The sequence below is a fragment of the Shewanella sp. AC34-MNA-CIBAN-0136 genome (genome assembly GCF_040309945.1).
Classification (GTDB): Bacteria; Pseudomonadota; Gammaproteobacteria; order Enterobacterales; family Shewanellaceae; genus Shewanella.
On the sequence record NZ_JBEOPJ010000010.1, the window covers coordinates 48,031 to 67,796 of the forward strand.

Annotated in this window: 14 protein-coding genes and 1 pseudogene; 13 read left to right on the top strand and 2 right to left on the bottom strand. The window is 42.5% G+C overall.

The window, feature by feature from the left end; translation table 11 throughout:
- Nucleotides 1-311: 311 nt before the first annotated feature.
- The gene (arfB, locus tag AAEY94_RS11585) at nt 312-725 is read left to right on the top strand and encodes an alternative ribosome rescue aminoacyl-tRNA hydrolase ArfB (protein ID WP_123884033.1); all 414 of its coding nucleotides are present in this window, start codon (nt 312-314) and stop codon (nt 723-725) included.
- Nucleotides 726-1,001: 276 nt separating this feature from the next.
- Here arfB (AAEY94_RS11585) and arfB (AAEY94_RS11590) read toward each other — a convergent pair.
- Nucleotides 1,002-1,235, bottom strand: a pseudogene (gene arfB, locus AAEY94_RS11590) (alternative ribosome rescue aminoacyl-tRNA hydrolase ArfB); the annotation flags it as partial.
- Between the two features lie 326 nt (nt 1,236-1,561).
- On the opposite strand from arfB (AAEY94_RS11590), the gene AAEY94_RS11595 reads away from it, so the two are divergent.
- The 7 genes from AAEY94_RS11595 (at nt 1,562) to AAEY94_RS11625 (ending at nt 9,218) form a co-directional block, all read left to right on the top strand.
- Nucleotides 1,562-1,927: a SpoIIAA family protein gene (locus AAEY94_RS11595; protein WP_101085080.1), complete on the top strand. Its 366-nt coding sequence runs from the start codon at nt 1,562-1,564 to the stop codon at nt 1,925-1,927.
- 176 nt (nt 1,928-2,103) lie between these two features.
- On the top strand, nt 2,104-2,280 hold the full coding sequence (locus tag AAEY94_RS11600) for a DUF3012 domain-containing protein (protein WP_101085081.1): 177 nt from the start codon (nt 2,104-2,106) through the stop codon (nt 2,278-2,280).
- Between the two features lie 44 nt (nt 2,281-2,324).
- On the top strand, nt 2,325-2,735 hold the full coding sequence (locus tag AAEY94_RS11605; protein WP_162024407.1) for a hypothetical protein: 411 nt from the start codon (nt 2,325-2,327) through the stop codon (nt 2,733-2,735).
- Nucleotides 2,736-2,910: 175 nt separating this feature from the next.
- Nucleotides 2,911-4,209 (top strand): efflux RND transporter periplasmic adaptor subunit, encoded by a 1,299-nt coding sequence (locus tag AAEY94_RS11610; RefSeq protein ID WP_350978888.1) that lies wholly within the window; start codon nt 2,911-2,913, stop codon nt 4,207-4,209.
- A 16-nt stretch (nt 4,210-4,225) separates the two neighbouring features.
- A complete protein-coding gene (locus tag AAEY94_RS11615) occupies nt 4,226-7,438 on the top strand; it encodes an efflux RND transporter permease subunit (RefSeq protein ID WP_350978890.1) in 3,213 nt (1,070 codons plus the stop codon).
- A 188-nt stretch (nt 7,439-7,626) separates the two neighbouring features.
- The gene (locus AAEY94_RS11620) at nt 7,627-8,001 is read left to right on the top strand and encodes a BlaI/MecI/CopY family transcriptional regulator (protein ID WP_101085084.1); all 375 of its coding nucleotides are present in this window, start codon (nt 7,627-7,629) and stop codon (nt 7,999-8,001) included.
- Nucleotides 8,001-9,218, top strand: coding sequence for a M56 family metallopeptidase (locus AAEY94_RS11625; RefSeq protein WP_162023956.1), 1,218 nt, complete (start codon nt 8,001-8,003; stop codon nt 9,216-9,218). The genes AAEY94_RS11620 and AAEY94_RS11625 overlap by 1 nt, the downstream gene beginning before the upstream one ends.
- A 61-nt stretch (nt 9,219-9,279) precedes the next feature.
- Here AAEY94_RS11625 and AAEY94_RS11630 read toward each other — a convergent pair whose 3' ends face one another.
- A complete protein-coding gene (locus tag AAEY94_RS11630; RefSeq protein ID WP_101085086.1) occupies nt 9,280-10,488 on the bottom strand; it encodes a potassium/proton antiporter in 1,209 nt (402 codons plus the stop codon).
- 302 nt (nt 10,489-10,790) lie between these two features.
- Between AAEY94_RS11630 and AAEY94_RS11635 the strand changes: the two genes are divergently transcribed.
- From AAEY94_RS11635 to AAEY94_RS11655, 5 genes are all read left to right on the top strand, one after another.
- A complete protein-coding gene (locus AAEY94_RS11635) occupies nt 10,791-11,165 on the top strand; it encodes a hypothetical protein (protein WP_182744976.1) in 375 nt (124 codons plus the stop codon).
- A 217-nt stretch (nt 11,166-11,382) separates the two neighbouring features.
- On the top strand, nt 11,383-14,217 hold the full coding sequence (locus AAEY94_RS11640) for a beta-helix domain-containing protein (RefSeq protein WP_182744977.1): 2,835 nt from the start codon (nt 11,383-11,385) through the stop codon (nt 14,215-14,217).
- Between the two features lie 84 nt (nt 14,218-14,301).
- The gene (locus AAEY94_RS11645; RefSeq protein WP_350978892.1) at nt 14,302-16,986 is read left to right on the top strand and encodes a TonB-dependent receptor domain-containing protein; all 2,685 of its coding nucleotides are present in this window, start codon (nt 14,302-14,304) and stop codon (nt 16,984-16,986) included.
- 476 nt (nt 16,987-17,462) lie between these two features.
- Entirely contained in the window at nt 17,463-18,095 is a 633-nt protein-coding gene (locus AAEY94_RS11650) for a DUF6795 domain-containing protein (protein WP_101085090.1), read from the top strand.
- On the top strand, nt 18,092-19,243 hold the full coding sequence (locus AAEY94_RS11655) for a lipase family protein (RefSeq protein WP_101085091.1): 1,152 nt from the start codon (nt 18,092-18,094) through the stop codon (nt 19,241-19,243). Before AAEY94_RS11650 ends, AAEY94_RS11655 begins: the two co-directional genes overlap by 4 nt.
- Nucleotides 19,244-19,766 lie beyond the last annotated feature (523 nt).

Below are 19,766 nucleotides of genomic sequence, written 5' to 3' on the forward strand. Positions count from 1 at the left end.
CTAAATCGGTCGTTTACGTGACATCTCCTCTGATTGCTAGGTCGGTGTTTTTCAAGACAGTTGTCGCCTAAATTGCTAAAATCTTCCTATGAGCCTCCTTAAAATTGGCCGACCTCTCTTTCTATTGGTTATTATCTGAAAGATTGAACATAAAGCTAATTTGTATTCAAAATTAAATTGAGAAGCATTTGTTAGGAAAAAATGCTGGTGTTTGATTGCTAAAGTGGCAGTATTCATTTGAGTATCGTATTGTTAAGTAATACCACAACCGATAGCATGATCTGTAATATTTCAGAATCAGTAGGTGTACCATGCTAGAAATCTCGAGTAACGTAATCATAGGCGATTGGGAAGTTGAACTTAACGCAATAAGATCAGCTGGAAATGGAGGGCAAAATGTTAATAAAGTAGCAACAGCTATCCACCTGAGATTTGATATTAATCGTTCATCTTTACCAGCGATTTATAAAGAAAAAATTCTTAAGCTATCTGATAGTCGCATTTCCTCAGATGGTGTAATCATTATCAAATCACAACAGTTCAGAACTCAGTTACAAAACAAAGAAGCCGCACTAGAGCGTCTAAAAGAACTAATTTTATCCGCAATGATTATTAAAAAATCTCGAAGAGCATCAAAACCAACATTTGGCTCACAGTTACGCCGAATGGATAGCAAAACGAAACGAGGAGCATCTAAGGTAATGAGGAAAAAAGTAGATTTCTAGTAGGTCAAGAAGCTAAAAAATTACAGAAGTGAAGTCTTAGTATTGAGAATTAACAAAAAATCGATAAATACTAAATTATTGTATCCTCTCTTTTTAAAACTAATAAATACCATTTATAGTAATAGTCTTTGAATAAAAATATTGAGAAAGAGGGTTAATTTAAGATTTTCAATATTAAAACTAGAATGAAGACATTGGATAGTATGTTACGTATCGAATGCGGAAAAGCTAGAGCAATGTTGATAGATTGACAACTTTTACTTCATTTTGCATGTATCTGGGAAATTGGCATTTTATAATTACTTTGCCACTTTTGGTAATACGGTGATCGGCTTTTTCAAGCAGCTTTTGTTGGTAGAACTCGGGTAAAGAAGATGAGGCAATATCAAAGCTGAGTTGCGCTGCGGTTGATACTTTATTGATATGCTGGCCACCCGCACCACTTGAACGGACAAACTGCCATTCAATTTCGTTATCTTGCAATATGACGCGCTGAGTTATTTGTATCATTCGGTTGTAGTGTTCCCCTTAATTAACGGTCATAAACCTATAACGCTGCTTACTGTTTTTTAAGCGGCATGTTTATGTGCTGTGGCTTCATTCTACCGCAGTCTGGGAAACTTTTCAGGGTTGTCTGCTGTGGCATGGATTGGGATAAGTGAATTGACCTTAGCGTGGGGATTGAATTAAAAAGCCTGACTGGCCTCAGAGTTATGACATATTTAATGAAATAACCAGAATAGTTTTGTTATCATGATCGCCATTGTCGCTTTACACGATAACATCACCGTATAAAGTCTGTTCTATGGCCTAGTTAGAGGGCCGGAGTTGCCGTTATGTTATGTCAAATCCCCGATATCACTAAAGGTGTTATTAGCTTATTTGTCAGTGGCCGTTTATCGGCACAAGATTACCGTACCCGTTTACAGCCCGCCATTAAGAGTTATCGTAAAGACTGGAATCAAGTGTGTCTTTATATTGAAGCCGATGTGTTGTTGGAAGGCTGGGAGTTTGGCTCATTAACCGGTAGCGGAGAAGTTCAGTTACCCGCGTTTGATGCGTTAGTGTTTGTAGGCGGCCCAGATTGGGTGGGTAATTCTGTTAGGCTGATGGGACCCTTTATGCAGGGCGAAGTTGCATGGTTTCCATTAGAGCGTAAACAAGAAGCCATTACTTGGATTGCTAAGCGATCTCTGCGCTAGAGTGGCCTGTAAATAATTTTGTGGCACCTTTTTACTCGGTTATCGCTTATTTATGTCGAACAACGACAGATGATAAGTTCTTCCCAGTAGCTAATTGTCACAAATTACTGCAAAATTCATCTACAAAGGTCAACAGGACCTAGTACTGATTTTATTATTTTAGAAAAGGATAGCTTATGTCATTGTCAAAGTTGTTTGCCGTATCAAGTGCGTTATTGTTAACTCTTAGCTTATCGGCATGTGCTCCTGAAGTGGGTAGTGAAGCTTGGTGTAAGCAAATGAAAGAAAAAGAAAGTGGTGATTGGACTGCCAATGAAGCAGCCGATTACGCCAAGCACTGCGTATTTAAATAATATCGTTTAGGAGTGGGTGGTTGAGTCATACCGTTTTGCCTTTTATGGCTAACATAGCCAAATTATTGATTGCTTTAGTGCTACTGCAATTTGTGGGCGCCAATTTAGGTGCGCATCAATTACATGTGGGCAACAGCAACGAAGAGCAAAATAACCATCCACATCTTCAATTTACTACCGAAGTGATCAGCCTTGCTGAATGTGCCGATTGCGCTTGTGCACTCGATGGTTCATCACTGCATTCGGTTAATGATGATCATCAACATTTTGATACTATTACTGATTTTGAGAAAGTTGATGTGTGTTTAGATTGTCAGTGTCATGGTGGTCATGTGGCACTTGCTAAGCTTAACGATAATGTTGTTAGTGAACATTTTCATGACCTTTTTGCCGATACCAAACTGAACTATTTACCTCCTGAGTCTTTCCCTACTTATCGTCCTCCTATCGTTTAATCCCTTTAAAGCACGTTTTTACTGTTTAGCTTCACCTCTATATTCGCTTTCATTGCGCTAATGAATGCTTTTTTGCATTCCATTATGGCGTGATATCTCGCTTGTAATGACGGTGGCTAAGCCTATTTCCGTTGATATTCATTGTTGACGGTCTAGATTGTTTTTAGGATTAACCATGAAAACCAAATCAGTCCAAGTACCCCCTTTATTGGCAGCGTTGAATGCCAACGCTATGTTGAGTCATTCAGTGAATCATTTTGTGAATCGTTTTGTGAATCATGCTCAGTTAAATATTCTGCCAGGCACTCGCTCCATCTCTCTGCCAAGCATTCGAAAATCTTACCGCATGAACTCCAGCGTTTCGCGAGCATTATTGTTCAGTGTAGCGCTATTGCTATCATTATTTGCACTGTCTAGTTCGCCTGTGCAAGCCAGCAGTGAATCAACAGAGGCGGCTCATCAAGAGTCGTTGTTAACCTTAAGTGCTGAGCAGCGCCAACTGGCGGGAGTGGAAGTGGCACAGTTAAGTGCGACCGCGTTTAATTTACAGGCTGTAGCCACCGCTCAGCTGGTTGTTGATAAAGACAAAACCATTACCATAGCGCCGCAATTAGATATGCAGGTGCTTAAGCGCCATGTGGTGCCAGGACAACAGGTGCAAAAAGGCCAACCATTATTGACTATCGGTGGTGCGGATATTGCTGCGGCGCAAGCCGATTACGTTAATGCAGCAACGGAGTGGGATCGCATAAAGCGCATGAGCAAAGGAACGATTAGTGCTAGTCAGCGGATGCAAACTGAGGTCAATGCAGAGCTTAAACGTGCCATTTTACAGTCGGTAATGATGTCCAAACAACAGATAGCCGAGCTAGCAACGTCGCCAAGTTCAATTGGTCAATTTCAGTTGTTGGCTCCTATAAATGGCCGTGTTCAGCAAGATGTTGCCACAGTAGGACAAGTGCTAACCGCGGGCACACCTTTGATGCAACTAACCGATGAATCGTATTTGTGGGTAGAGGCTGAACTGACGCCATTACAGGCAGATCAAGTCAATATGGGCACCGATGTTTTAGTACGAGTGGGAAGCCGTACTCGAGAGGGTGTTATTATTGGGCGTTCGCATGAAATTAACTCGCAAACCCGCACTGAGCAAGTGTTGGTGCGGATGGCAAACCCTGGTCATGACTTACATGCTGGCGAGTTTGCCGAATTATACCTAGCAGCAAATCAAGGGGCTGAGCCGCTTGGATTTATTGTGCCAGATGCGGCGTTAACACGCAGTGGTGACGGTGACTGGCAGGTGTTTATAGAGCAAGACGGTGGATTTAGTGCAGTAGAGGTTTCTGTGGTGGAGCGTCAACGCGGACTGAGTTTTATTCGTGGTTTGGCACCACAAACTCGCGTTGTTGTATCTGGTGCGTTTTTCTTAGCATCTGAGCAAGCCAAATCTGGCTTTGATATCCATAACCACTAAGCGCTAAGGCATCATAATGTTATATAAATTAATTGAGATTGCCGTTGAAAAGCGGTTATTGGTGTTACTTGGATTACTGGCGACGGTGGTGGCATCGGTATTCATGCTGCCAAAACTAAATTTAGATGCGTTTCCGGATGTCACCAATGTGCAGGTGACCATTAATACTGAAGCGGAAGGTTTGGCGGCAGAAGAGGTCGAGAAGCTGATTAGCTATCCTGTCGAATCGGCAATGTATGCATTACCGGCGGTGACCGAGGTGCGTTCATTATCACGTACAGGTTTGTCGTTAGTGACCGTGGTGTTTGCCGAAGGTACTGATATTTATTTTGCTCGTCAGCAAGTGTTTGAACAACTGCAAGCTGCAAAAGAGTCGATTCCTGCGGGTGTTGGCACTCCTGAAATTGGCCCAAACACTTCAGGTTTAGGGCAAATTTATCAATACATTTTACGGGCCGAGCCCGAAACCCATATCAGCGCATCTGAGCTGCGGAGCTTAAATGACTATTTAGTGAAGCTGATATTAATGCCTGTGAGTGGTGTGACTGAAGTGCTGTCGTTTGGCGGCGAGGTGTTGCAATACCAAGTGCAAGTTGATCCTAATAAACTGCGCAGTTATGGCTTGTCGATGACCCAAGTTAGCCAAGCATTGGAAAGTAATAACCGTAATGCTGGTGGTTGGTTTATGGACCAAGGCCAGGAGCAATTAGTGGTTCGTGGTTATGGTTTGTTGCCCGCTGGCGACGCAGGTTTACAGGCCATTGCCGACATTCCGTTAACCGAAATCAATGGCACGCCAATACGAGTGGCCGACATTGCTAATGTGGCTTTTGGTAGCGAAATAAGAGTCGGTGCAGTGACCATGTCGCGTAGGCAAGCAGCGGCTAATGGCTCGTCGTCCGATGTACAAGCGCTAGGTGAAGTGGTTGCAGGCGTTGTGCTTAAACGCATGGGCGCCAATACCAAAGCCACCATTGATGACATCAATTCACGTATTAGTTTAATTGAGCAATCCTTGCCAAAAGGAGTGTCATTTGAGGTGTTTTACGACCAAGCGGATTTAGTCGATAAAGCGGTCACGACTGTGGTTGAAGCGCTATTGATGGCGTTTGGATTTATCGTGATTATTTTGGCGTTATTTCTGGTCAATATACGGGCGACATTGTTGGTATTATTATCGATCCCAGTGTCGATCGGGATCGCATTACTGATCATGTCTTACTACGGCATGTCAGCCAATTTAATGTCTTTAGGTGGCCTTGCTGTTGCGATTGGTATGCTAGTTGATGGTTCAGTGGTGATGGTCGAAAACATCTTTAAACATGTTAGCGGCGAAACTGGCGTCAACCAATCTGCTGAAGCTCATGTTGATAGTGATGTTGATAGTGATGTTGATAGCGAATCTGATGTACAAACCCAAAGTATGGCGATTAGGATCATGTTGGCGGCAAAAGAAGTGTGCAGTCCTATCTTCTTTGCAACAGCGATTATCATCGTAGTATTTATGCCGTTATTTGCCCTAGAAGGTGTAGAGGGTAAATTATTTCAACCTATGGCCGTGAGCATTATTCTCGCCATGATGGCGGCATTAGTGGTGGCGTTATTTGCGGTGCCTGCATTGGCGGTGTTTCTATTTAAACGCGGTATTGTGGTGCGTCAAAGCAAGGTGTTGGCCCCCATTGACGCAGTCTATCGACGAGTACTCACGCTAGTGTTATCAAGCCCTAAATCGGTGATGTTAGCGGCAGTTGTTTTGTTTGCTGCAAGCATGCAGTTATTGCCAAAGCTAGGCACTGAATTTGTGCCTGAATTAGAAGAGGGCACCATCAACTTACGGGTGACACTGGCGCCTACAGCCAGTTTGGCTACTTCGATTAACGTTGCGCCTAAAATTGAAGCCATGCTGCTGGAGTTTCCTGAGGTGGAATATGCGTTAAGTCGAATCGGGGCTCCCGAACTTGGCGGCGACCCTGAGCCTGTGAGTAATATTGAAATATATATTGGTCTTAAACCGATAGAGCAATGGACATCGGCAAGCAATCGCTTTGAGCTACAGCGCTTGATGGAGAAACGGCTAGCGATATTCCCAGGATTATTGTTAACCTTCTCACAACCGATAGCGACCCGAGTCGATGAGTTGTTATCGGGTGTTAAAGCGCAGTTAGCGATTAAGATATTTGGCCCCGATTTGAGCATCTTGTCGGAAAAAGGTCAGGTGTTAACCGATTTAGTCGCTGCCATTCCTGGGGCGGTTGATGTGTCGCTAGAACAAGTCAGCGGCGAAGCTCAGTTAGTGGTTCGACCTAAACGTGAAGTCCTTGCTCGCTATGGTATTAGCGTCGATGAAGTCATGAGTTTAGTCACTCAAGGTATTGGTGGTGCCAGTGCTGGCCAAGTGATTGATGGTAATGCCCGTTATGACATTAACCTGCGATTAGCTGCGCAATATCGTAATGCGCCAGATGCGATTGAAGACTTGCTACTCAGTGGTGCTAATGGCGCGATTGTACGCTTGGGCGATCTCGCTGATGTGGTGATTGAAATGGCGCCGCCGAATATTCGTCGTGACGATGTACAGCGCCGAGTGGTGGTGCAAGCCAACGTATCGGGGCTTGACATGGGTTCGGTGGTCAACGATATTTATGCCATTGTGCCGCAAGCGGAGTTACCTGCGGGCTATACTGTTGTGGTGGGCGGCCAATATGAAAACCAGCAACGGGCGCAACAAAAGCTAATGTTGGTGGTGCCCATTTCTATCGCACTTATTGGCTTATTGCTGTATTTCTCGTTTGGGTCACTCAAACAAGTGGCATTGATTATGGCTAACGTGCCATTGGCATTAATCGGCGGCGTAGTGGCTTTATATGCCACTGGCACCTATTTGTCGGTGCCCAGTTCAATCGGCTTTATCACCTTGTTTGGTGTTGCGGTGTTGAATGGTGTGGTGCTGGTGGACTCGATTAACCAGCGCAGACAATCAGCAGATGAAAGCCTGTACGACAGTGTTTATCAAGGCACGGTAGGGCGGTTACGTCCGGTGTTAATGACGGCACTCACCTCTGCATTGGGGCTGATCCCTATCTTGTTATCATCTGGTGTGGGCAGTGAAATTCAACAACCATTAGCGGTGGTGATCATTGGCGGCTTGTTTAGCTCAACGGCTTTGACTTTACTGGTGTTGCCGACGGTTTATCAGTGGTTGTATCGAGATAAGTTATCATCGAGATAAAGCCAATTAGCTAAATAACATTTCAATTTTAAGCCTAATTATCTGATTAGGCTTTTTCATTTTTATTCGTAAATTGCTCGAAAATAAACCTTGCTTATTTATGATTACAGTTGTAATTTAAATAAATGGATTACACCTGTAATCCATTTTTAGCCTAACAAGTACTAACAACAAATGAGCGATATCGCATGAAAGAAATCAGCAATAGTGAATTAGTCGTATTGCAGCAGCTTTGGCAGCAGTCGCCATTAACCTCGAGTGAAGTGGTTGATGCATTAGAGCAAAGCCATGACATGCATGAAAAAACGGTTAAAACCTTGCTTAATCGTTTAGTCAAAAAACAAGCCGTCAGTTTTGAAAAACAAGGTCGGGTTTACCATTACTCACCTTTAATTGCTGAGCAGGACTATACCGTTAAAGAATCGCTTTCGTTTGTGGACCGCATGTTTGCTGGCAAGTTAACCCCATTGGTTGCAGGTTTTGCACAAAAGAACAAGCTGTCGGCAGAAGATGTCGCCGAACTGCAAACCTTACTTGATGATTGGCAAAAGGAACAAAAGTGATGATTAATTGGTTTATGGAACAAACCATCTCATTGAGCGTGGTGTGTTTGGCTTTACTGGTATTGCACCGGTTTATATTGTCTAGATTTGGGGCGCACTATACCTATTTTATGTGGATATCAGTGCCACTATTAATCATTGCCGATTTACTGCAAATAATATTACCGCACACCGTTAACTGGTTTGGCAGTAATAATACTGCCTCAATCATCCAGCAATATTATGTGTTTGCTAGCGATACCGCTGCGTTGTCGGCAGGCTTACTTGACCTGTTATACCTGCCTTACCTCTACGGTGCAGTTATCACGTTATTGGTCGCTAATATCGTGATGGAATATGGCTATCTGCAACGGTTAATCCAGCATGGACGTCAGCTAAATATTCCTTCTGTAAAGCTTAACGTATTAGTCCATCCAGATATTGAATCACCTATGCTCGCAGGGTTTATTACCCCCAGTATTTTAGTCCCTAATAGTTTTATGTTACTCGATGAAAGCCAGCAGCAAGCCATTATTCAGCATGAGGTGTATCACTATCAACGTGGTGATTTATGGTCAAATGCCCTGGCTTATGGATTAACCGTATTGTTTTGGTTCAATCCGTTGATGTGGTTGAGTTACCGCCGATTTAGACAAGATCAAGAATTGTCATGTGATGCACAAGTCACTGCCGATATGAAAGCCCAAGCTAAAATTGCCTATAGCAGAACACTATTGGCCTATTCACAGCATGCGCCGTTGAGCATGTTACACACCCATTATGGGGATAAAACCATCTTAAAAGAGAGGATCTTACAGATGAAAAAGCAACATGGAAAAAGCACCTTAGCATTAATTGGAATGACATTGGCTATTGGTGTTAGTGCCTTTATGTTTAATCAGCAGGTATTTGCAGGCAATAATCTCAGCGTTGAAAACAAAACCGACTCTATGGCAATGCCTGTGATAAGAATTGAGCCTAGCTATCCAATTGATGCCGCTAAAGAAGGGCTTAATGGCTATGTGCAAATGTCATTTGATATCAGTCAAAATGGCAGTGTGAACAATGTGAGAGTGACCAAGTCGTCGCCGAAACAAGTGTTTGATGCATCGGCGGTTGCGGCGCTTGAACAATGGAAGTATCAACCCTCTGCAACTGGGTTTAAAGACCTACAAGTACAGTTAGACTATGTGATCCATCAACCTGATAAATCAGTTGAGAGAATCACTGTAAAATAACCTATATCAAAGATACTGAAAATGATTCAATGCCTCATTGTTATGGGGCATTGAATCATTTTTATAGATCAGGATTTTTGGGCTGCAGTTTTAGGCCTAGTTTATTGGCTAGCGGTTCAATTGCGGCGCCTTGAACAATGACCGAAATCAGTACAATGAAAAACACCATGTGGATCATTTCACGCGACCCCTCTACTCCTGCCGCAGCGGGAATAAGCGCAAAGACAATTGGCGTAGCACCTTTTAATCCGATCATAGAAACAAACAAACGTTTGCGCCAATTAGCTTGTTTAAATGGCAAGTAGCACAGCTGTACAGCCAATGGGCGCGCCACGACAATAAGTAATATGGCCGGGAGCAATGATGCCATGAACACCGGCATTAATTGCTGCGGGAATATCTGTAAGCCTAAAATGATGAACATTAATGACTGCGCTAACCACGATATACCATTAAAGAAATGCTTACTGACTTCAGCGCCCTTCTTTAAATAGTTGCCGATGATCACCCCAGCAATATAAACCGCAATAAGTTCGTTACCACCTAAGATTTCAGTACTTGATACTGTAATGGCAAAGCTGGCCAAAATAAAAACAGGAATAAGTCCGAATTCAGGCAGTTTAATGTTATTAAGTGCCCAAACGGCTAATTTACCCATTATTAACCCAACGACAGCCCCAACACCAATTTGCTGGCCGAGACTCGATATCACTGAAAGTGCTGTGGGTGCGCCGTTGGCACTATTGATAATAAAGTCGGTTAACATCACCACCATTAACAAGGCTACAGGGTCGTTGGTAGCTGATTCGAATTCTAAAATGGTGCCCGTACCGTGTTTTAATTTAAGTTTTTTCGACTCTAAAATAGAGAATACGGCCGCAGCATCAGTAGACGACACTACCGCGGCGAACAACATGCAAGTAATAAGGTTAAAGTCGAGTAACGCATTAAGGATAAAGCCAAAAATAATGGTAGTGAATATCACCCCAGCAGTGGATAACATGCCACCTTCTTTCCAAGAAAACTTAATGTGTTTCATTGGCGTATTTAGGCCACCGACAAATACTATGGTGTTTAATGCTAAGGTGCCGATAACTGACGTCAGTTGCAGGTCGTCGTATACAAAACCAAATTCACCATTGCCAAATGCCAAGCCGACACCCATAAAGATTAATAACGACGGTAAGCCTAATGTTTTAGAAGGGTGATGGAGTAAAATGCCAATAGCAATAAGTATGGAGATCCCTAAAATAATAATATCTGATGGCATATGGGCACTCCTTGTGTGATGAAGATTGTATCAAATGGCTATTTTAGCATTAAAATCGCCTAAACTTACTTTATGAGCATTTATTAATATTTTTTTATATTCTTATAATCAATTTGATTAATGTCATTATCGTGTGTTTATTAGACTATACAAGTGTAATAAATAGCCACTCGCATTAACCTTTTTTGTTAACACATCTTGCTTAATCATCTTGTTGATAGTGGATGCGACATTTTTAGTTAACAAATTACCTCATTAGTGAGGTGTTAATATTAGCGTAAGCAGCATCACTCGGAGTTAACATGGCCATATTCATTAGCTTGTGGGGCGTAATCACATTCAGTTTTGGCCTGTTCATGATGCTGGCTCCAGCGCATTTTGCAGACCAAATTGTTCGTTTTAGCCATCAACGCTATTTCCATTACATTGAAATTATATCTCGGTTAGTTATTGGGGCGGTCTTACTGCTCGATGCGCATAACACTTCATCACCATTAGTGTTCGAAGTGATAGGTAATTTATTGTTTATTATTGCAATTATTCTTGTTTTTATGACCGAAAAACATCACAAACAGTTTGCCTTATGGTCTGCCTCCTATTGTGTCAAAGCATTTAGACCCGCGGGATTTTGTGCCATCATTTTTGGTTTGTGGACCGTTTATGTTAGCTATTATTAAGTTGATTAGGTCTAAAACGTTATATTTTCGCTTTTTTTGTTAAAAATTTATGCCATTCAAATCTCCTCCTAAGGTGCATAGCCATTGGATTTGCACATTTCTGTCATGTTAATGAAATGTGACTGTCATGTTTACGCAGTCTTTTTGTCATTTTTGCAGGTTAGCTTGTCATCCAGCCAACTAACTCACACGCTTAAATCCGTCTTCGGAGATGACAATGGAACTGAAAAACATTTTTAAACTTACTGCACTTTCTACAGCCCTTGCTGCAACATTAGGGCTCGCTGGTTGTGGTGGTGATATTAATATCAATGCGGGTAGCGATACTGTTACACCGACTACGCCAACAACTCCAACTACACCCACTCAGACAGTTCAAGAAAAATCATACAGTGGCTTTGCAACTAAAAGCACCACAATGACAGCCGTTGATGGTAAAGAAGTTTGGGTATTAAAAGGTACGTTAGCTCCTTCTACTGCAGCATCAACGATTACCACGGGTGGCCAAGATGGCGACAAAATAGTGTTAGGTAATGACGTTGTATGGCAGCTTGATGGCGCAGTGATTGCCGGTGGCGATAATGCTAACGCGGTTGAGTTATCAATATTACCTGGCACCAAAATCTTAGGTGGCAGTGATTCTTATTTAGTGGTTAGCCGCGGTTCAAAAATCATGGCTGACGGTACGGCAACAGCGCCAATCGTATTTACGTCTGTTGAAACGGCTTTAGGCCAAGAAGGTAAAGCGGGTCAGTGGGGTGGTTTAGTGTTATTGGGTAATGCGCCAGTAAACACCTGCCCAGATTTAACCAATTGTTCAGCGTCTTTTGAAGTGGGTAACCACAGCTACGGTGGTAATGATACCGAAGACAATTCAGGTTCAATCAAGTATGTACGCGTTGAGTTTGGTGGTTTCAAAATCAATGACACCCAAGAAATGAACGGTATTAGTTTTGCCGGTGTGGGTGCGGGTACTGAAATTGACCACGTACAAGTTCACATGAATAACGATGATGGTTTTGAATTCTGGGGCGGTAATGTTTCAGTAACAAATATCGTACTGACAGAAAACTTTGATGACTCGTTAGATTGGACAAACGGTTGGCAAGGTAGCGCGCAGCACGTTTATATTCGTCAAGCGGACAATGCTTCTAACCGTGGTATTGAAGCTGACAGTAACAGTGACGCAAGTGCTGTACCTATGTCAAAACCAGTGTTAGCCAACTTTACTATTCAGGTTGCTAATGGCACCAACAGTGGTGGTGACGATGCGGAAGGTATTTTATTCCGTAAAGGCACTGGCGTGAATACTTATAACATTCTTGTTAAAGGTGACGTTGATTCTGGCGAATGTTTAGAGGTTAACGACGACAATACCGTTAACAACGCCAACACCGCTGAATTGACGATGCAAAACAGCTTAATTGACTGTGTTGAACCGTTTAAAAGTGCCAAGGCAGATGCTGCAGAAGGCCGTGCTTTAGCGCTAGATGTAGAAGCTTGGTACAACGGTCAAGACGGTAACTTAGTTGCCGCTTCTGATTTAACTGATTACATGCCTAATTCATCATCTGTTGCATTAACGGCTGGTAAGGCTGATTTGGCTAACCTTGATGCGCGTTTGGTTAATGCCAACTATATTGGTGCATTTGATGGCACTAACGACTGGACTAAAGGCTGGACTACAGCTATTCATGACGATGTGACGCCAACGCCAACTGAATTGCCAGTATTAACTTCTTGTCCTGTAGGCACAACAGCTTCAGCAGCGGCAACAGGGTTATATAAAGATGCATCAATCACGTTAATTTGTACCCTTGAAGGCAATGTCTTAAGCAACACGACGCTTCTCGCTGGCCAAAACGTAATGTACAAAATTGATGGCGGTGCAGTAGTAGTAGGTGGTGATAACACAACACCTGCAACATTAGCCATTCAAGCGGGTACTAAGCTATTCGCGACATCTAACAGTTTTATCGCGGTGAGTCGTGGCTCAAAAATTATGGCTCAAGGTAGTGCAACTCACCCAATTGAAATGACCTCTGAAGAAGATGTTATTGCGGGTGCAAGTGGCGAACGTGGTCAATGGGGTGGTTTGGTTATTCTAGGTAATGGTTTAACCAACACATGTCCTGATCATAATGCTTGTTCAGCGTCGTTTGAAGTCGGTGACTTCCCGTACGGTGGTAACAACAATGCTGATAACAGCGGTCAAATCAGCTACGTAGTGATTAAGTATGCTGGCTTTAAAGTGAATGATACTCAAGAAATGAACGGTATCTCATTTGCGGCAGTGGGCAGCGGAACTCAAGTAGACCATATTCAAATTCACGCTAACGGCGACGACGGTGTTGAGTTTTGGGGTGGTGCAGTTAACTTGAAATATGTGTACTTAACAGCCAACTTCGATGACAGCTTAGATTGGACTAACGGTTGGACGGGTAAAGCGCAGTTTGTGTATATCACTCACGAAGACGGTAATGCTAACCGTGGTATCGAAGGTGATAGCCATAAAGGTGCTACTGATACCCCAGTGTCGGCGCCAAAATTAGCTAACTTCACTATTTTACCGGGTACAGATATTGCTAACGCAAGTGGCGATAAAGGTGAAGGTATCTTGTTACGTGTAGCTACAGCCGGTGAGTTATACAACGTGCTAGTACAAGGTCGTAAAGGCACTACTGCTGAAACTGAGTCTGGCGAATGTTTAGAGTTAGATGGCTCTTACGCTGGTTTAGTCGACAACGTAAACAACAGCACTTTGACTATGTCTCATTCAATTATCGACTGTAACGAGCCATTTAAGTACAGCTCTGATAATGCCGCAACAGCAGACGCTGTGAATGTTGAAACCTGGTTCATGGGCCAAGAAGGTAACTCAACAGCTGCAGTGACTATCACTGACGGTATGCCAGCAGCTACAGATACAACGCTACTTGGCAAAGGTAAAGACTTAAGCACAGATGATAGCTTCTTCGAATCAACCAACTTTATTGGTGCATTCGATGGCCAGAATGACTGGCGTCAAGGTTGGGCTTACTTTCCACAGTAATCACCTCGATAACATTAATCTGTGACCTATTAATAGCCGCCCGCAAGGGCGGTTATCTCTGAACCGCATACAGGATAGTTAAGTATGAAAACCAAGCCGAGTTTTACCGTTAATAAGTTAAGCCTTGCCATTATCTCTGTGATTTCTGCGGCGACACTATTAACAGCTACCCCCGTATACTCGCAAGAACCAGCGCCTGTTCGTGATCCTGGTGAAGTGATTCCAATTGAACCGATAGAAGTGATTTCAGTTACTGGGCGTCTACGTAGCTCTGCATCAGAAGCAACTGAAGAACGCCGTGAACAAATTGCTGTAGCCGATATTATGGGCTCAGAACAAATTTCAAGAACCGGTGACGGTGATGCCGCCGCAGCGCTTCGTCGTGTGACAGGTTTAACCTTAAAAGATGGCAAATTCATTTATGTTCGTGGCTTAGGTGAGCGTTATTCAAGCACCTCACTGAATGGCGCGACAGTGCCGTCACCGGATCCAACCCGTAACGTAGTGCCTTTAGATATGTTCCCTGCATCGATCATTGAATCGTTATCGGTGCAAAAGTCTGCCTCTGCCAATTCACCTGCCGCATTTGGTGGTGGGCATGTTGATATTCGCACTAAATCAATTCCGGCCGATTTCTTCTTTAAAGCAAGCGTTGGCGGCCGTTATAACACCAATGACTCAAACGACAGCTACACCTACAACGGGGGTGGCGATGATTGGACCGGCCAAGACGATGGCACTCGCAGCATGCCAAGCAACATTAATAACACCATTAATCAATATGGTGGAATTAGCCCAATTGATATCGTGAGTAATTCTAATGGCGCTATAAATTACCCGGCAGCACAACAAGTTAACCGCGAATTAGCGCTAGACATGTACCGCGATATGACGGTGCGCAGCCAAAGTACAGACCCTGCAATGCGCGGCGATATCGCCATTGGTGATCGTTGGGACATTACCGACGACATTATCTTTGGTGCATTGTCAGCCGTGTCTTACAAGAAACAAGCTGAAAACTACACTAAACGTGAAGTTGAGCTTGATGGTGATAGCAGCCAAGTACAAGTTGAAAACCAGAAAGACATCGTCGGTACCGACTCTATAGTCCAAGTGTCTGGCATGCTTAACTTAGGCTTGGAGATTGGCTACAACCATAAAATAGAAACCTTCACCACTTATCTGCAAGACACTTCCGATGACGTGTCTATGGGGATTGAAGAAACCATCGATACCTTGGGCGAACCAAATGCACTGCAAGTTTACGCCATTGATTACGAAGAACGTTCGCTTATCAGTAACCAAATTAAAGGTCATCATTTTATTGAATATTTGAATGACTCTGAATTTAATTGGAAGTTCTCCGATGCACGTTCTGAGCGTTATGCCCCGAATGAAGTGTCGTATACCTACAACGTGATTTTAGATGAGAGCAATCAATTATTATCACGTAACCTCAATACTCAAGATGCACCCAAGTATGTTTATAGTCGCCTAGAAGATGACAGCCAAAACTATGGTTGGGACTTTATGTACCCCATTAATCTAGACGGTGCAGTGGTTAAACTGACTACCGGCTATGAATACTTTGAGCGTACTCGCGAAAGCTATGCAACTCGCTTAGGTTTTGATGTCGATTTAAGCCCAACTGATGCCAATGGCGCTATTTTAGCGGGTGATTTTGATGAGATTTTCTCTGATAAAAACATTACCGACAATACCTTAGGGCTAGAGCTAAAAGACGCATCAACTGACACCGAAGACTATATTGCCGCCGAGAAAAACGACGCTGCATTTGTGAGCATGGACATCGACTTTGACGATGTTTGGCGCGTCTATGCTGGTATTCGTTATGAAGATTTTCGTCGCGTCACTTTGCCTATCGACCCAAATGGTGAAATATCAGATGAAGGTGGTCGTTATCAGTTATCTGACTACGTGATAGCAGAAGACGGTTGGTTCCCATCGTTGTCATTAACCTGGAAACAAACCGATACTACTCAATGGCGTTTTGGCGCGAGTAAAACCATTGTACGACCAGATCTACGTGAGGTATCACCGGTTCGATTCCAAGACCCGGTTACTGGTTTTGACTTCTTCGGTAACCCAGAGTTAAAGAGTTCAGACATTCTTAACTTAGATTTACGTTGGGAATACTATTCTGATTCAGGCAATAATTTCAGCATGGGCGCATTCTATAAAGATGTAGACGCACCGATTGAACCTATTCAACGTATTTCAGAAGCTGGGCGTCAGCTCAAGTTTTATAACGCGCAGTCGGGCTATGTGTACGGCCTTGAAACCGAGTTCTTACAAGAGCTTGAATTTTTGGGTCGCGATGGCAGCATTTGGGAAGACTTCTTTGTTGCGGGTAACTTAACCCTTGGCGACTCAGAAATCGATATCGCTGCTAACGGCGAAATTGACCCAACTAATAAAACCCGCCGCATGACCGGACATTCACAATGGGTGGCTAACTTACAGTTAAGTTACGACTCGTCAGACAGTTATCACAGTGCCACATTAGTGTATAACGTGTTTGGTGAACGTATTGCTTATGGTGGCCGTGGAGGTTTAGACGATGTATTTGAAAAGCCATTCCATAGCCTTGATTTTACGTATAGTTTCTTCCCGACAGATAGTTTTACGGTAAAAGTAAAAGCGAAAAATATCTTAGGTGAAACTACTGAATACGAACAGCAAGATCTGCAAGTGTACGCCAAAGACCCTGGCACAGAGTTCACCTTGCAGTTTAGCTATGAGTATTAATACGTTTAATAGCCATATGTAATCGTCACGTTCAAGAGTCACGTTTAAAAGAGTACTTGTTTTTAGCGGTTTTTACTCATCATTTCAATCGCTAAAAATGTGCACGGCCACTTTCTTCGGAACAAAGAAAGTGGCCTTTTTTGTTTAAGCATATTATGAAATTTATACCGGTAATGCGCTTATATACATCCAAAAGAGCAGGTCAACAGCATGAGTGTGCGCTTTTTACTCACAATGAATGATTTAAATATAGAATCACTTCCAATCATTCATAAAGAGAAAAAGTTATGAGCAAATGTAGTTTGAAAAATATACTGAGTCTGTTCGTAAAACGTTCGTAATCTCGCCCAGCCCAAAAGAGTCACTAATTGATAAAACCCATTCTATTGGATAATAGTAATTTGCAATCGAATGGGTAAAATAAACAGTGAGTATTTTTAAGTAAAATCGAAATTACTATTTAGCAGGGATAGCGAATGAACAATCGTTTACAGTGGCCCCGTCGTGTCATATTACTGGTTTTTTTAGCGCTTGCTTACCCTATTCTAAGTCATGGAGTTGATATGTTTGGTTGGTTTAAAAAAAAGGAAGTCTTTTTAAGCTCAGAAGTTAATGGTGTTATTACCAAAAATGGTAATCCAGTGGCTAATTTAGAGGTGACGCGTTCATTAATGTATATTGATGAAAAAGATCATCTTGATGTGGCTATTACCGATAGTAAGGGTTATTTCCATTTTCCTCAAAAAAGCATTCGTTCATCTATTCCTAATAGACTTTTCTCTGAAGACAGAGTGTCACAACAGATTACTGTAGTTTACGATAATGAGCTGCTAGCAATATGGTCTGCTAACCATATTGGTATTGAGGAAGTGCCAGAGTTTTCTAAAAAGCTATCTTTTATGAATTGTGAATTGACCGATAAGCGTGTGAGTTTTCAATTTAACAATACCAATAACGAACATCTTGATCATATGGCTTCAAGCATCTGCCGCTGGGGTGAGGATTATACTCCCGTATTAGTTTATGATGGTGACAAGGAATATATTGTTGAAGATGGTGATTTTAATAAACTAACGGATCGTTTTACCGGCAAGGAAGTCGAATTATGAGTAACACAATTTCACCTAGCACAGCAGCTAGTATAGCCTCAAGAGTATATGATACTAGGAAAAATAAAAGTTTTCAGAGTGACTTTCATCTTGATTTTATTAAAAATTTTAAAATAACTAATAGTCAGATCCAAGGCGTTAGTGGTGGCTTAGTTAACCAACTATTGAATCGCAGTACTGGCTTTGCATTAACGGCACAAGGGATCTCGCCACAATTTAAACAGCATCATATTATTAGTGTTCGTGGCACTGTTTTTACGTCATTTGCTGACTGGTTAACTAATGGCAATATTGCTATAACAGTTGGGCCTAAAAGTCTTGAAGTACACTCAGGATTTGAAAAAGCTTTTAGCAGTATGCAGTCTGAATTTAATGATTATGTAGCACTGCATAAACCTCATTGTTTACATGTTGTGGGTCATAGTTTGGGTGGGGCTATTGCGCAATTAACAGCGCTTTGGGCAAGTGAGAAAGGGATTGACACCAAGTTATATACCTTTGGTGCGCCAAGGGTTGTTACTGAGAGATTTGTTCACCAAGCATCTACTAATATCGAGCATTATCGTGTTACGCATGGTGCGGACCCTGTACCAGCAGTTCCGGTATGGCCCTTTAGTCATACTGTCGGTGAGTACCAAACAGCAATGAACAGTGGATCTTTTTTCTCGATTGGTGCGCATTCTATGGAAAAAGCCACACCTGGTTATGTCAATACCGTTGCATCATATAAGAGCTATAGCGCGATGAATAGAGCTCTTAAAACGCTTAACCATAAGCATACGGTACTAAAATATGATCAACGTCATAATGCATCATTCTCTCAACGCTGGCAGCAAATCATTACCGATGCTTTAATCACTCTTTTGAAAAAAACAGGTCAGTATGCATTAATTGTCGCCCAAGCCTCTTTAAGTCATGGTTTGCAGTTTTATGACATATTAGCTCGCTGCCTGCATGGTATCGTTGTTAAGTCAACTGATGAAATAGCTGAGGAGTTAAGAGGTTTATTAGGTCACATGCTAGTTTTTGCTGGAAATAGAATACAAACGGTTAAAGAAATGAGTGTGAAGTTTATTCGCTGGGTTTTAGGCTTGATGATAAAAACACTATATACAACCGCAAAACAAGCTATTGAGCTGGTATCTTAAACCTAGATTGACGATGAAATTCTCAGTGAATAGATTAGTGGCCGAGTGCTCTGCGGCCTCAACGGCTGACGTGAGTCGTGGCGTTGAGGCTACACCAGATCAAAGGGGCAAAGCGTTTTTATCCCTTTTAAAATCCTCTGCACCCCAGACTAAAAATGCTGAAAAGCGCATATTTTCGATGGGGAACTATCCCGCTTTAAAGCGTATCTGTAGTCAGCTCCTGCCATTGTCGTCTAATACAACAGTACCTCATGGTTCCGACGGGCCGCCCTTGGCCTAATGAAAGCTAGCGCAGCATACATGCCAAACTCACGGAATTTTCTCGATGTCCTCAATTCATATGGGTCATGTAAAAAACTAAAACTACTCACCTATGGATTTATTTCAATATTTTTGCTTTTACAATTTTCTATAAATGAAGCTAAATCGAAGAGACAAAATCTCAGGTGCAGATAAGTCAGCGAGTATCAAAAATATGAGTATCGTGGGGAATTAGATAATAACCGTCGTGACATTATTATCG